The organism is Pseudomaricurvus alcaniphilus (genome assembly GCF_011440395.1).
In the GTDB taxonomy this organism is placed as follows: domain Bacteria; phylum Pseudomonadota; class Gammaproteobacteria; order Pseudomonadales; family Cellvibrionaceae; genus Pseudomaricurvus; species Pseudomaricurvus alcaniphilus.
Genome location: NZ_JAAOIX010000001.1, coordinates 1061155 through 1075580, shown reverse-complemented (window position 1 = coordinate 1075580; position 14426 = coordinate 1061155). Strand labels below are relative to the sequence as shown.

Sequence of the window (14426 nt, the reverse complement as noted above, 5' to 3'; positions counted from 1 at the left end):
CTAAAGAGGCGACTAAGGTGGAGGCTTGGAAAGAGGCATTGCTGCGCAAGGCAGCGCTTTACTTGCGCGAGGTGCTGGGGGACAGCGCATTATCCGCTGTGGATAACGCCCGGGCCAGCGACTGGGCTACCACCTGGGAAAACGCTCGCCAGTTGCCTTTTTACCTGCAGGACGCCTACCACTTTTACCGGGCGGAACTGCTGGGACAGCCCTGCCTGCTGATGCTGGCCGCTTCCCGAGAGGAAGCGACTCCGGCGGTGGTGCAAAAGCACTGGCAACTGGTGGTAAAACAATTCGATGGGCCGGTCATCTACGTGGTTGAGACCGTCGCATCTTATAACCGCAAGCGCCTAATCGAGCACAAGGTCGCCTTCCTGGTACCCGGCAACCAGCTCTATCTTCCCATGCTCGGTATGGACCTGCGCGAGCATTTCAAGCCTGACAAAAAGCCGCCACCGTCAGCAGCCGCGCTTAGCTCGGTAGCCCAGTTATTGGTGTTGCGTTCGCTACTGGGGCTCGACAGCGACGGCCTCGCCGGTAAGAAGCTGGCCAAACTGCTAGGCTACAGCGCCATGACCCTGACCCGGGCACTAAAAGAACTGGCCGACAGGGATTTGGCTGAGATCCAGATATGCGGCCGCGAAAAACACCTGCAGTTCAATTTACAGCAGCGAGAGTTGTGGCAGGCGGCTAAACCCCACCTGCAAAACCCGGTTAAAAAGCGCATTTGGGTCCGCTTTGGTGCTGGCCAATCCTTGGTGTTGGCGGAAACTGCAGTTGGCAAAATTTCGGGTGAGGGCGCGCTGGCGCAGCTTACTATGATTGCCGAACCGGCCTATCCCATCTGGGCTCTGAACGCTGCCGATTGGGCGGGCGTGAAAACTCTGTTGGATCTTGACGAACTCGACCGGCAGCAGGAGCGGAGTGCCCAGGTACAACTGTGGCGTTACAACCCGGGCCTGTTATCGGCATCCAATTGCGTCGACCCCCTATCGCTATGGCTGAGCCTGCAGGACAGCACCGACGAACGTATTGAATTGGCTCGGGATGAGCTGCTGCAAAAAGTATTTGAACAAGGGAGAGAACAGACGTGGTAAAGGGACTGGCACTTTTTCGTGAGTATTTTCAGGGCTACGAACACAGCTATGTGCTGATTGGGGGTGTCGCCTGTGATCTGGCTATGGGTGAGGCAGGGTTGGAGTTTCGCGCCACCAAAGACCTGGATATCGTACTCTGTGCGGAGGTGATCGACGCCGGTTTTGTGTCGCGGTTTTGGCAATTTGTGCAGGACGGCGGCTATGAGCAGCGGGAAAAGAGCAGTGGTGAGCGCCAGTACTACCGCTTCACCAAGCCCGGCAACCCCGCCTTTCCGGTGATACTGGAGTTGTTTTCTCGTCAACCGGACGGATTAACCCTGACTGGTGGCGGCAACCTGACCCCCATACCGGTGGATGACGACGTCTCAAGTTTGTCCGCCATTTTACTGGATGCTGATTACTACCCGTGTATCGAACTGGGCAAACTGATAGTTGACGGCCTGTCCATTTTAGGGCCCGAGTATATTGTGGTATTCAAGGCGCGCGCCTGGCTCGATTTGTCGGCACGCAAAGCCGCGGGTGAGGTGGTGGATTCAAGGAACATCAAAAAACATCGCAACGATGTCTTCCGCATCTTCCAGCTGCTCTCCCCGCAGCAGCGCGTCGACATCAGTCCGCCCATTCGTGAGGATATGCAGGCGTTTGTCTCCGCCATGCGCAGGGAGACCGGCCTGGAATTAAAAAACCTTGGCTTCCGACAGGCGAAACTGGAGCAGATTCTTTCTAGCCTAGTCGACATCTATCAGCTGGAGCTTAAGGAATGAGCACCGTACTGGATTCATTGGTGGGAATGCTGCGCGCCAGCGCAGCTTACAACCCGAACGTACAGCAGGTGCCGGTGGCAATTTTATGGACCGACAAAGAAAAGCAGTGGTTACCAGTCTTGCCGCTGTTGCGGGAGGCATTGCCGGAAATGTTTACGCTGGGTGACTACCAGCCCGAGGCGAGAATGGGGCCGCCGATCTGGCTGAAATGTGTTATAGCCAATCGCATTGAACAATACCCCATCGACGATAGCCTGCTGCCTATTCTTTATCTGCCTGGGGTTTCGCGGCAGGACTTTCGCGCGATTGAACAATGCCCGGAGCAATTAAAGCCCCTGGCCGAGTTGCAGTATCGCGGTGTACTCTGGAGCCAGCTCAATGGTAAAGACTGGACAGTTAATGCCTATCTGACCTCCGGTGCTGGTGGCCTGGGGTTGGATGTGGCCCAGGATAAGGCGACCCAAAATGCGCTGTTGCTGGCTCTGGAAGCGGTGCTGGCGGCTTCGATGCAACAGGTTGATGGCAAGCGGCTTGAGGCCAGTGATTTTCATCAGCTTGTTTCCGGTGATCCCGTTCGCGATCTGCTTGCCTGGATGAATTCGCCGGCGCAAGTTAAACAGCAGTGGCCAGCCAACCGCTGGCAGGCGCTTTGCAATTTGGCGCAAGCCGAGTTCGGGCTCAATATCGAGTCTGATGGTGAATATGCGGCGGCGGAAAAACTGTGTCAATGCCGCGGCGCCTGGGAACAGGTATGGCAGCGTTACTGCGACAGCCCCGCATTGTTCCCCGGTATTCCAGCTTTGCTGGAGCGGGTGCCGCCAGCGGATATGCTGGCAGACCCCGCGACCTATCCCCAGGCCAATACAAATGAAGAGCAGCAGTTACTTACTGCTCTTACTGAAATTAAAACAAAGACCCCTGCTGCCGCCCGCAAGCAGTTGCTGGTTTTGGAAAGGCAGCATCACAAGCGTCGCGCGAGCATATGGGCCCAATTGGGCAAAGCCCCCTGGGCACTGCTACTGGCACCCCTGGCCGAAATCGCCGGCTTAAGCCAGCAGGGGTTAAACGGCCTGTCGGCGCAGGAGTTGGGGCAGCGTTACGCGGAGCAGGGCTGGAAGATAGACGCACTCGCAATTGATGCCTTGGGGCAGTGCGATTCGAAGCAACAGCGCTCGGTGGTCGAAACGGTGCTAGCCGTTATTTATACACCGTGGTTGACGGACGTCACGGAGCGTTTTCAGCAGCAGGTCAAAGAGAAGGGCTACCCGGGGGATGGTGCGGTAGCGGAAGCGGTGGTGAATTACCAAATAGGCGGGGAGGTGGTGTTCTTTGTCGATGGTTTGCGCCTGGATGTGGCTCACAAGCTGCAGGCGCTGTTATTGGAAAAGGGCATTGAGCCCACGCTGGCGACCCAGTGGTCGGCTTTGCCCTCGGTGACCGCCACGGCGAAAGCGGCAGTCAGCCCGATCCACCCGTATCTGCAAGGTGTGGGCAGCGATAAAGATTTCGAGCCCAGTGTCAAAGGCGAGGGCACGCTCTCCCATGATCGCTTTAAAAAGCTGCTGGCTAAACACGGTTGGCAACATTTAGCCGATGATGACACCGGCGACCCGACGGGCAATGCCTGGGTCGCCTGTGGCGATATTGATAAGGAAGGCCATCGCAGTGAGCTGAAGCTGGCCGCGCGCCTGGGGCCGATTTTGCATGGTATTGTCGAGCGAGTTGTGGAGCTGCAACAGGCGGGTTGGCGCAAAATTCGCTTGGTCACCGATCACGGCTGGCTGCTGGTGCCAGGCAATATGCCGAAAGCCGACTTGCCCGTACAGGCTGCAGATAGCCGCTGGGGCCGTTGCGCGCAGCTAAAGCAAAATGTATCAGTAGAAGGGTTGACGCTGGGTTGGCACTGGAATCGTAACATTCCTATCCATTTCCCCCAGGGTATCCATTCCTTTATCGCGGGCAGGGCCTACGGTCATGGCGGTATCAGTTTGCAAGAGTGTCTGGTACCTGTGTTGACCATTGCCGGGGAGGTGAAGTCTCGGGCGCAGGCAGCCATCACGTCGGTACGCTGGCTGGGTATGACTTGCAAGGTCGAAGTCGACGGGGAAGGCGAGGACTTTACCGTGGATCTGCGCACCAAGTTGGCCGACAGCGCCACCTCGCTGGTGAACCCGAAAGCACTTGCCAGTGGTAAAGCGAATTTGAAAGTGTTGGACGATGACAATGAAGGAGTGCAGGCGATGGTGGTAGTGCTGGATAGCAATGGCGAGGTGCTCGCCAAGCAGGCCACGACGGTTGGGGGTGAGGATTAATGGAGCTTGATCAGTTAGACCGCAAGTCCGCCGCTGCCTTTGAAGGTTTTGTGGTGCGCAAGGATTTGGTGAGGACGTTTAGCCGTCAATTTCCGGTGCCCACTTACGTGGTTGAGTTTTTGCTGGGCCGCTATTGCGCCACCACAGATGAGCATGAAATTGAAGAGGGGCTGGAGATCGTCCAGCGTCAGCTGTCGTCCCGGACGGTAAAAGCGGGTGAGGAAGAGTTGTTCAAGGCGCGGGCATTTAAAGATGGCAACGTAAAGCTGATCGATATGGTCAGTGTGCGTTTTAGCTCCAAAGACAACGGCTATCTGGCAACGCTGCCGAGCTTGAGGTTACCCAATGTCCGAATACCCGAAAAAATTGTCGATGAAAATGAGCGCCTGTTAACCGGCGGTTTCTACGCCGAGGTGACCCTGGAGTACGACTCCATTATTGCCGAAGAAAAGGGTGGCAATCCGTTTGGAGTATTTGCGCTTAAACCAATTCAATTATCCAAGCGCAATGTGCTGGAGATTTTGACCACGGCGCGGGAGCAGTTCACCACCGAGGAATGGAAAGATATTCTGCTGCGTTCCATCGGACTAGAGCCGGCACAGCTAAATGATAACGCTAAAAATGCCATGTTGCTACGCATGGTGCCGTTCGTGGAGCGCAACTACAACATGGTGGAACTGGGCCCCAGGGGTACCGGTAAAAGCCACCTGTTCCAGCAGGTGTCGCCATACGCCCACTTGATTTCGGGGGGCAAGGCCACGGTCGCCAAGATGTTTGTCAATAACTCTAACGGCCAGCGCGGCCTGGTTTGCCAGTACGACGTTATCTGCTTTGACGAGGTGAGTGGAATTTCTTTCGATTCGAAAGATGGCGTCAATATCATGAAAGGCTACATGGAGTCCGGCGAATTTAGCCGTGGCAAGGAGAGTATCCGCGGCGACGGCTCGCTGGTATTTGTCGGCAACTTCGATGTGGACGTAGAGCACCAGCAGCGCGTGGGACACCTGTTTGGACCGCTGCCCGATCAAATGCGCGACGACACCGCTTGGATGGACCGTATCCACTGCTACTTGCCCGGCTGGAACGTGCCCAAAATGCACAAGGACCTGTTGACCGACCATTTTGGACTGGTCAGCGACTTCCTATCCGAATGCCTGAGTCACCTGCGCAACCAAAGCCGGGTCAGCGCATTGCAGGGCCGGGTGCATTTTGGTGGCGCTCTTAGCGGTCGCGATACCAATGGCGTCAATAAGACGGTGTCCGGCCTGCTGAAGTTGCTCTATCCCTCGCCCGACTTGCCGGTACCGGATGAGGATCTGGAGTGGGCAGTACGCCAGGCGCTGGAAGTTCGGCGCCGGGTGAAAGAACAGCAAAAACGTATTGGCTCCGCCGAGTTTAGAAATACCCACTTCAGTTACATCATGGGCAATGACGGTATCGAGAAATTTGTCTCCACTCCGGAATTGCGCGCCGACAACTCCATCGGCACCGATCCACTGGAGCCGGGCCAAATCTGGGCGATTAGTGAAGGGGGGAACGACGCCGACGACAACGCCGGCCTCTACCGAATTGAAGTCAACGAAGGCCCCGGCAGCGGCGTCAGGATCCTCAACAACCCGGTACCGCCGGCATTTCGCGAATCGGTCCGCTACGCAGAGCAAAATCTGTACGCCAGAACCGCACAGCTGGTCGGCGACAGGGACCCGAGGGCGCACGAATTTACCCTGCAGCTCAGAGCCTTCGACGCGTCAAAGAAAGGCGCTAAGCTGGGAGTCCCCTCCCTGGTAGCCATGTGCAGCGGTATGCTGAAAAAACCCGTGCGCGGCGGCTTGATACTGGTCGGCGAGATAAACCTGGGTGGCTCTATTGAACCCGTGTTGAATGCGGTTAATGTAGTAGAGCTAGCGGTTGAAAAGGGAGCGCAGGCGGTACTGCTGCCGGTCAGCTGCCGGCGCCAGTTGTTCGACCTGTCCGATGACATGGCCACCAAGGTCGACATGCAATTTTATGCGGACGCCAAGGATGCTATGTTGAAGGCGTTGGTGGAGTAGGTTAGTTTGTTCTGTGGGTGACATCAGGTGGAGGAAGGTTTTGATGCCCTTAAACAAGGAAGAAGTAGAACTTGTACGGTGCCCGCTCTGCAAGGGCCCGGTAAGCCTGAAAAACCTGCGTAAACATTTGCGCAAGGTCCACGATAAGGCCGATCTACTTATTGAATCCCTGGATGGGGTGAAAAGTACTCCCACCGTCGCCTCAAAAGTGCCCGGAAAGATTAGGCGCACGCTGTACAAGTGTCACCAGTGTCGGGCCAAATTACCGAAAGCAAATTTGTTGAAGCACCTCAACAAAATCCACGACTTTCATCCGACACAGACTGACCGATTACACGAATTCTACTTCGATGCAGTAATAGTGGAATCCCAACCTAAGCCAGTTAGCAAGGCCGAGAAGTTACGAAAGCTTGCGCTCAAGCGTTACAAATACGCCTTTCCCGGGATGCTGATAGAGTGCACTTTTTGCCTCAAGCGCCTATCGAGAGAGACGTATCTGGTACACCTGAGCGACAAGCATCTACAGGTCGTCTCGACAGTGAGCAACGCCCAGTATAAGGGTATCGAGCAGCTATATCAGGATATTGTGACAGAGAAGTACCTGACCATGACCGCATGTCGCTGCTGTGATAAGCGCTTTGTGCCGGGAAAGTACCTACAGCATTTGGAAAAAGCCCACGGCGTGACACCCAGCCAATATATTCGTAGCCCCTTCAATCACAATAACCGGGCCTTAAAGTCAAATGTGGAAAATCAATTTCCCAAGTTTGAATGTACCGGTCCAGCCGACGACATCTATGATCGGAAGAAAGTTCTGCAGGGCGGAGCATATGGTCTTGGCAAAAATCGGCGCCATTGATTTTTCTGGCTCTTTCATCGGGGCTCTAGGTTTGCTACTTGTGCTTGAGATGGTTGAATTCGTGTATAGCTAAGCTACTCTGGCGTGAGAGCCCTTTCGGAGCCAGTATTGGTCAGATAGCAAGGAGCTTGTCGGAATACACATAATAACTGCGTTGGTTGTATTTTCATTAACACGGGAAATTTCTTTATTTATCAGTAGGATACAAAATATTCCTGCTGGATCTTTCGGTCAAGATCAGTACTTTCCTGCATATTTCCTGCACAAAGGTGATTTGGAGTGAATTTTTACCGGCCAGGTCCTACGGCCCCCAAAAATTGGTTTCGCTCAATCCGCAATCTTGCTGCAGCCAGTTGGCCACTGATTCCGCAGAAAGGGCATAGCCGTCATGGTCGTCCTTGCCGATAACCATGCCATACCAGCCGAGGGCACCGTTGTCCTTGGCGACCACCCAGGCACCGGAGTCACCGCTGCGAACCGGCGTGCCTTGCAGAGCATTTAGCGCTGGATTACGCCGTGAGAGCTGGATCGCATCCTGGTAGAGCAGCTGTTCGTGCTGGCCATAGCTTAATCTCAGGGCACGGACGAAGTGGCCAAGGTAGAGTTTTTTGACCGCCGATTCCTTGCCGGCATACTGCAACTGGTGACCTCTCGCGAGGTGCTGTTCCTGGATGACATGATCGATGGGTCCAATGCCCAATACTTCCGATACCCTGGCTTGTCGACTCGGGTCTAGGCGGATGAGCGCGGCATCCATTGTGGTAGTTGGGCCACAGTGTTGTATAAGGCCGAAGGGTAAAATAGATGATACTTGCTCCACAGTGCCCACGGCGGCAGCTGAAGTGCTATCTGTAGGGGCTGGCTGCTCCAGGTTGTCGCCTGCTTCGTAGCCGTGGGCAGTAGTTACCGCGTAGTAGGTGGCGGCGTTTTGTTGATCTTCCAGCAAGCCACCGAGGGTTGAAGAGAGTGCATGCACGTCGCCTTGTGCATCGGTTATGCGGTAACCCATGCTTAGGCCGCCCACCAGTGGATTGTGGTGATGCTTCGGTGAGCAGACCCGCAGGCCGGGGCGCATTTCATATATTATGTCGAAATCTTGCATATCGGCATTAATGGACTGGCGAAAGCGGTCCCAGGTTTTCTGCCATAGTGCGTCCAGGCTCTCACCTTGAGAATTCTCGTCCAGGCTCCAGTGAGGCTGCATGAGGTCGATATAAATGATGACCTTGAAGGGCTGTCGACCGGTGGGTGGGTAGCCGAACTGCCGGCAGTAAAGTTGCCAGTTTCGTGCGAGCTCTGCATCGAGGGGCTGAGCGCTGCCGTTCCCAAGCTCGGGCATGGGATCGAGATGACGCTCGATCAGGTGTTGTAACTCATTGCGTCTATTGACGAAGCCGCTCCGGCAATAATCGGCGTAGATGGAGACGAACTGATCGATATCGGAAGGGGCTGTGGATTTTGCGGCTATAAGGTAGCGAGCCAATAGCCAAAAACGGTGGTAATCGACCGCGACGCCTTTGACGAAGGGCTGTTCCATGGCGTAAGCGACGATATTGGTAACTGCGGAGCTACGGGCGAAGGGAATCAATAAGTGCATGATGGGGCCCTCTATTATTGCTTGCCGGGGGCGGTGAAAGCGGTAATAAAGGTGAACCCGCCTATGAAGATGGCGGCATAATCCGGGTCGTGCCAGTCCTTCAGGAAAGTAATCTGCCAAAGGCTGGCTTCAATGGCGTAGGTCCAGATTACGAAGGCAGCCATGGACACTAGAGCGTTGCGCCCCCAAGCCTCTCCCTGGCGCGCTACCTGACGGAAGTATAGGGGGATCGCCAGAAACAGACAAAGCAGCCACCAGCCAATGAATTTTACTGCCGCGGCATCGATCTCGGTCTGGGTATCCTTGCTGATGGCGGCGCTGACGGTCACGTAGGTGGCCAGCACCTCTACCGGCACATATTGTGCCACCCGCTCTAGCGCTTCGCGGCCTTTGCCCTGCTCGCCAGGCACGTCGGCGGTGGCTTTTGCGCCTGAGCCGTGCCCACTGAACGGGTTCCATTCGAGGGGCCAAACTAGGGCGAAGGGGTACTTCCCAGGTACCGATTTAACAATTCTGCTCATGGTGGCCAGCTCCGTCTGGTTATCGTCGAATTTTCTTTTCTAAAATACACCCCTTAAGCTGGATCGACAATCGGAAAGCGAGTGGCGGGAGTTGGGCTAGCAATAGCGCAAACTATATAGATGAAATAAGAATTATTGATTTATATAGCCTCTTTAATATTGCTATTGTCTCTAGCGAGAAGGCGATCATGCTATAGCCTGACTATTCCAGAGGTTCCTTAGTAGAAAATAATAACGGCTAAAAATATGAATGGGAAATACTAGATGAGTGTACCAATTTCAATGCAGGACTACGCCTGGTTAATGATGGAGACTCCTGAGACGCCCATGCATTTTGGTGCTGTGATTCTGCTGACTAAACCACAAATAGGCACAGATGAATTCGCCGATAAATTGTTTTCTAAACTGCGTGATGTTAACGCTATTGGCGAGCCATGGACTTGGAAAATAAACCCGGATAAAAAAGGCCTATTAAGCAAGCATGAATGGATTGTGGACAATAACTTTGATGTGAATTATCACATTAAACGTATGCTTGTCCCCGGCGAAGGCCATATGGAAGATGTGTTGGAGCTTGTTACTTATATTAACGAAAAGCCTCTAGAGCGCGCGCGCCCACTGTGGGAATTGATAATGTTTGATGGGCTCCGCGATAACAAAATGGCGATTTTAATAAAAGTGCACCATGCCTTTGCCGATGGCACAAGATTTATGGAATATTGTAGTAATTGGTTTTATGATTCCGCCAGCGTTTCAGTAGACGATATTGAAGGCTTTTGTCAAAAAAACTCTTTAAAACGTAGTCAGCCAAAGAAAAAGCTCACGCAAGCATCGAAATTTCCTAATCCGGCTAAGGTGGCAAATTTATTTTCAGGCACCATAAAAAGTGCAAAGGATATTTCATATGTTCTGGGTCGAGAGGCGCTACGAGGTTTTGGGGTAGTAAAAAGCCGTACTCCCGCATTTTATACGGGCCCTAAAACGATTGTAAACGAGCACGTGGAAAGCACCCGCGTTTATGCATTCGTTGATGCGCCATTCGATCGAGTTCGAGCCATAGGTAAAGCGGTCGGTGGAACTGTGAATGATGCAGTGTTGGCTATTACCGCAGGCGCTATTCGACGATTATTGCTACAGAATGGCTCCTTGCCTGATGAGCCTATGCAATTAATGATGCCAGTTTCCTTGCATGGCCGAACTGATGAAAAAAATAGCGAGTCAAGTGAGGGGGGGAATCAGGTAAGTATCATTAATGTCGATATTGCGACGGAACTCAGTGACAGTGTACAACGCTTAAAACGAATTGTTGCGTCTACCAAGCAAGGTAAAAGCGATATGGAGGATTTAAGCTTATTTGCAGCGACATTTTATACCACCTTCTTTCAGGGGATTAGCGTGGGTCTTCGCGCTGCGGGTTTGGATCGAATAATGCGACCACTGAGCAATATTTCATTGTCAAATGTTCCTGGCGAGCAAAAAATAAAATATATCGGTGGGGCACGATCCGATGGTTTATTGCCATTGTCATTCTTAATGCACAATAACGGTCTGTTTGTTATTTGTAATAGTACTGTCAACGGACTAAGTTTTGGTTTTGCGTCAAGCCGGTCTGCGTTGCCTGATTTATCTGATATTAAACAGTTTGTTACTGATGAATTGGAGCTGCTGGAGCAAGATCTTGGCCTGGCAGTGGGTGCAGCGCCAATAAAAAAGGTCAGGACGAAAGATACTACAAAAAGTTAATCGGTAAAGCCTCTCCATGTAAATGCAGACAACCTAAAAAAGTGAGTAAAACATCCTCAGCTAAAACCATAGCAGCTAATCAGGAGATTAGAGCCTGATCTGACCAGAATGCTATCGGTATAATTAGAAAGAGATAAGATAAATGCAGCTAACCCAACCAATTCACCGAAATGCACAAGTTCAGGCAGATTCTGTGGCAACCTATAATGGAGCCCGTAGTCAAACGTGGGCGGAGTTAAAGCTTCGAATTTCAAAAATGGCCTCTTTTCTTAATGGCTTAGGTGTCAGTGAAGGGGATCGAGTTAGTATTTTGGCATTAAACTCAGACCGTTATTACGAATGCTTTTTTGCTATACCCTGGGCTGGTGCAGTAGTTGTCCCATTAAACACCCGCTGGTCAGTACAGGAAAATATATACTCTAATAATGACGCTCAAGTATCAGTATTGATAGCGGATGATAACTTTATTGATTCTGCATTGAGTATTGCCAAGCAAGTCAAAACGATTATGAAAGTCGTATACATTGGCGAAAACTCAGCGCCGGAAGGCATGATTGATGCAGAATTAATTTTGGCCGATGCACAACCGATGGATGATGTGTGTCGTCGCGGGGAAGATTTAGCAGGGATTTTTTACACCGGGGGAACAACTGGTTTTCCCAAAGGGGTGATGTTGTCACATAAAAATCTCGTTTCTAATGCCTTGAGCAATTTGTCTTCCCTTGATTTGAATGAGGCGAACATACGGTATTTACATGCAGCTCCTATGTTTCATATGGCGGATGTCTGCACTTCATTAACCGCCACCTTATCTGGCAGTGCGCATATTTTTATTCCAGCATTTTCTGCCAAGAGTGTTATTGCAGCAATAGACAGTTTCAAGATAACGCATGTGCTATTGGTGCCAACAATGATATCCATGTTGTTACAGGAACCCCAATTACAACAAACTCAATTATCTAGCTTAAAAGCAATCGTCTATGGGGCATCACCCATGACCGAAGGCATATTAAAGGCCGTGCTAGAGCAGTTGCCAAATGTCGCATTTTATCAAGCTTATGGGCAAACTGAATTATCTCCGGTTGTTACCGTGTTGAGGCCGGAATATCACTGTTTCGATGGTGAATTTTCCGGTAAAACCAGTTCTGCAGGACAGTGTAATATTGGCTGTCAAATTAAGGTGGTTGACGAACAGGGTGAGCAGCTGGCAACAGGCGAGGTCGGGGAAGTCGCCGCGACTGGTCCTAATGTTATGCAGGGATATTGGAATAATCCGGAGCAGACAGAAAAGGCGATGCTTGATGGCTGGGTGCTAACCGGCGATGCCGGTTATCTTGATGAAGATGGTTTCCTGTTTTTGGTGGACCGCAAGAAAGACATGATTATTTCTGGTGGCGAGAATGTTTTCTCGGCAGAAGTGGAAAATGTAGTCTCCTTGCACGCTGCCGTTCAAGAGGTCGTGGTTGTTGGTATACCGAGCAAGCAGTGGGGTGAAGAGGTGCATGCCATTGTGCGGCTAAAACCAGGTACAAATGCGACCGCAGATGAAATTATTGCGTTTGCCAAGCAGCGTATTGCTGGCTATAAATGCCCTCGTTCTGTTGAATTCCAAACACAAGCTTTTCCGATTACAGGTGCGGGTAAAATCCGCAAAAATGAAATCAGAGCGGCGTTTTGGAAAGGCAGCAATCGGCAAGTTAATTAAGCTATCCAATTTTACTGAAAAGACATTAATAAAGTGGCTTGCGACTTGGCTTGTCTGTCTTTTTGCAATGAAGGAGTTACAGCATGATCGAGACTGACCTTTTGGTATTAGGTTCGGGTGCGGGCGGGCTAAGTGCTGCCATTACGGCAGCCTGCCTTGGTTGTAAGGTGACGGTGGTAGAAAAGACCGAGTATTTTGGCGGCACTACCGCGCTTTCCGGTGGTGCCTTTTGGATTCCAAACAACCCGTATATGACACGCGAAGATAGCACCGAAAATGCCCGCAAATATTTACAGGCAGTTATTGGTGATAATTTTGATGACAATATGGTGTCTGCATTTCTTGCAAACGCGCCTGAGATGATTGACTTTTTAGAGAAAAATACCGAAGCAATGCGATTCTGGTCGGCGGAGTTTATGCCAGACTATGAGCCGCAAGTAGAGTGTTCAAGTTTTGGCCGATCCATGTCAGTTCCCCATTTTGATGCGTCAGAACTTGGTGTTAATTTTGATAAATTGCGCCCGGCATTAAAACAATTAACCGTGTTTAATGGCATGCAGGTGGATGCGGTAGATTTGGGTTTTCTGATGAATTACAACAAGTCATTTTCGGCATTTCTATACACCACAAAGCTTGTTTTAAGGTATGCGTTTGACTGGTTGAGGTCGCGTCGTGGCCGAGTATTAAAGGGTGGTAATGCCGTGGCGGCAAGGCTGCTTAAAGCCTCTATGGATGCCGGCGTTACACTAATAGATAAAGCCCCCGCGCGTAAACTAATAGAAGAAAATGGTCGTGTTGTTGGAGCCATTGTTCAAATTGACAACAAAGAAGTTGAAATTCGTGCATCGAAAGGCGTTGTTATCGCCACGGGTGGATTCGCTCAGAACGAAAAAATGGTTGCCGAATATATCCCCTTTCCCGAACACCATAAATCGATGTTGCCTGAGGGTAATGTCGGTGAAGGTTTGGAATTAGGTATGAGCGTTGGAGGTGAATTGGGTTCAGGCTTAAGTAATAACGGTTGCTGGACGCCTGTTTCTGTTCGCAAGCATGCCGATGGTAGCGAAACGCGATACCCCCATATCTTTTTGGATCGTTCACGCCCAGGTTCCATTTTGGTGAATCAGTCTGGTCGGAGATTTGCCAATGAGGCAACGCATTACCAGGCATTGGTTGCCGCAATTCAGCGTACTGGCTCTGTTCCTTGTTGGTTGATAGGCAGCCGCTCGTTTATTTCAAAGTATGGTTTAGGCCTGGCATTACCTTATATGCCTGTTTCATCTTATGTGCGAGACGGTTACCTTATAGAGGGGCAAAGTGTTTCTGAATTGGCGGCCAAATTGGGTATTGACGGCCAGGCATTGGAGGAAACATTTGCTCAGGTAAATAGCGATGCGGCCTTGGGTAAGGATTCTCTATTTGCTCGTGGTGACAGTGTTTATGATCAAGTCTATGGCGATCCAGGGCACAAGCCAAACCCAAATTTTGGCGCGATGGGTGAAGGCCCTTATTATGCAGTGAAAATTGTACCTGGGGACCTCGGTACATTTGTCGGTTTAAAGACCGATAATCATGCACAAGTGTTGCGCGACGGTATGCCAATTCCCGGGCTATATGCCGCGGGTTTAGATGCAAACACCGTAATGGGTGGCGAATACCCAGGTGCGGGTTGCTCAATTGGGCCAGCCTTAACATTTGGTTATATGGCAGCTAAACACGCTTGCAATGCATAAAGCGCTGATTGGCTATTTACGAACGGACCTTTAAACACTAAATG

At 51.5% G+C, this 14426-nt stretch carries 10 protein-coding genes; 8 read left to right on the top strand and 2 right to left on the bottom strand.

Features of this window, described 5'->3' with window-relative positions; all coding sequences use genetic code 11:
- The first annotated feature begins 17 nt into the window (after positions 1-17).
- From G8764_RS04560 to G8764_RS04540, 5 genes are read left to right on the top strand one after another with little or no spacing between them, the layout of a single operon-like run.
- Positions 18-1097 carry a hypothetical protein gene (locus G8764_RS04560; RefSeq protein ID WP_166162272.1) on the top strand — a complete coding sequence of 360 codons (1080 nt, stop codon included), beginning with the start codon at positions 18-20 and terminating at the stop codon, positions 1095-1097.
- Positions 1091-1861 (top strand): hypothetical protein, encoded by a 771-nt coding sequence (locus G8764_RS04555; RefSeq protein WP_166162270.1) that lies wholly within the window; start codon positions 1091-1093, stop codon positions 1859-1861. The genes G8764_RS04560 and G8764_RS04555 overlap by 7 nt, the downstream gene beginning before the upstream one ends.
- The gene (gene pglZ / locus G8764_RS04550) at positions 1858-4173 is read left to right on the top strand and encodes a BREX-1 system phosphatase PglZ type B (protein ID WP_166162268.1); all 2316 of its coding nucleotides are present in this window, start codon (positions 1858-1860) and stop codon (positions 4171-4173) included. The genes G8764_RS04555 and pglZ overlap by 4 nt, the downstream gene beginning before the upstream one ends.
- A complete protein-coding gene (gene brxL, locus G8764_RS04545) occupies positions 4173-6224 on the top strand; it encodes a protease Lon-related BREX system protein BrxL (RefSeq protein WP_166162266.1) in 2052 nt (683 codons plus the stop codon). The genes pglZ and brxL overlap by 1 nt, the downstream gene beginning before the upstream one ends.
- 43 nt (positions 6225-6267) lie before the next feature.
- A complete protein-coding gene (locus G8764_RS04540) occupies positions 6268-7083 on the top strand; it encodes a hypothetical protein (protein ID WP_166162264.1) in 816 nt (271 codons plus the stop codon).
- 301 nt (positions 7084-7384) lie between these two features.
- Here G8764_RS04540 and G8764_RS04535 read toward each other — a convergent pair whose 3' ends face one another.
- Entirely contained in the window at positions 7385-8680 is a 1296-nt protein-coding gene (locus G8764_RS04535) for a hypothetical protein (RefSeq protein WP_166162262.1), read from the bottom strand.
- Between the two features lie 14 nt (positions 8681-8694).
- The gene (locus tag G8764_RS04530) at positions 8695-9201 is read right to left on the bottom strand and encodes a hypothetical protein (RefSeq protein ID WP_166162260.1); all 507 of its coding nucleotides are present in this window, start codon (positions 9199-9201) and stop codon (positions 8695-8697) included.
- A 264-nt stretch (positions 9202-9465) separates the two neighbouring features.
- On the opposite strand from G8764_RS04530, the gene G8764_RS04525 reads away from it, so the two are divergent.
- The 3 genes from G8764_RS04525 (at position 9466) to G8764_RS04515 (ending at position 14382) form a co-directional block, all read left to right on the top strand.
- Positions 9466-10944 (top strand): wax ester/triacylglycerol synthase domain-containing protein, encoded by a 1479-nt coding sequence (locus G8764_RS04525; protein ID WP_166162258.1) that lies wholly within the window; start codon positions 9466-9468, stop codon positions 10942-10944.
- 142 nt (positions 10945-11086) lie between these two features.
- Positions 11087-12649, top strand: coding sequence for a long-chain-fatty-acid--CoA ligase (locus G8764_RS04520; RefSeq protein WP_166162256.1), 1563 nt, complete (start codon positions 11087-11089; stop codon positions 12647-12649).
- A gap of 83 nt (positions 12650-12732) precedes the next feature.
- Positions 12733-14382 (top strand): FAD-dependent oxidoreductase, encoded by a 1650-nt coding sequence (locus G8764_RS04515; protein ID WP_166162254.1) that lies wholly within the window; start codon positions 12733-12735, stop codon positions 14380-14382.
- Positions 14383-14426 lie beyond the last annotated feature (44 nt).

Coding starts and splice junctions, on each gene's coding strand:
- G8764_RS04515 (WP_166162254.1), top strand. CDS start 12,733: ATGATCGAGACTGACCTTTTGGTATTAGGTTCGGGTGCGGGCGGGCTA.
- pglZ (WP_166162268.1), top strand. CDS start 1,858: ATGAGCACCGTACTGGATTCATTGGTGGGAATGCTGCGCGCCAGCGCA.
- G8764_RS04530 (WP_166162260.1), bottom strand. CDS start 9,201: ATGAGCAGAATTGTTAAATCGGTACCTGGGAAGTACCCCTTCGCCCTA.
- G8764_RS04525 (WP_166162258.1), top strand. CDS start 9,466: ATGAGTGTACCAATTTCAATGCAGGACTACGCCTGGTTAATGATGGAG.
- G8764_RS04540 (WP_166162264.1), top strand. CDS start 6,268: ATGCCCTTAAACAAGGAAGAAGTAGAACTTGTACGGTGCCCGCTCTGC.
- G8764_RS04535 (WP_166162262.1), bottom strand. CDS start 8,680: ATGCACTTATTGATTCCCTTCGCCCGTAGCTCCGCAGTTACCAATATC.
- brxL (WP_166162266.1), top strand. CDS start 4,173: ATGGAGCTTGATCAGTTAGACCGCAAGTCCGCCGCTGCCTTTGAAGGT.
- G8764_RS04520 (WP_166162256.1), top strand. CDS start 11,087: ATGCAGCTAACCCAACCAATTCACCGAAATGCACAAGTTCAGGCAGAT.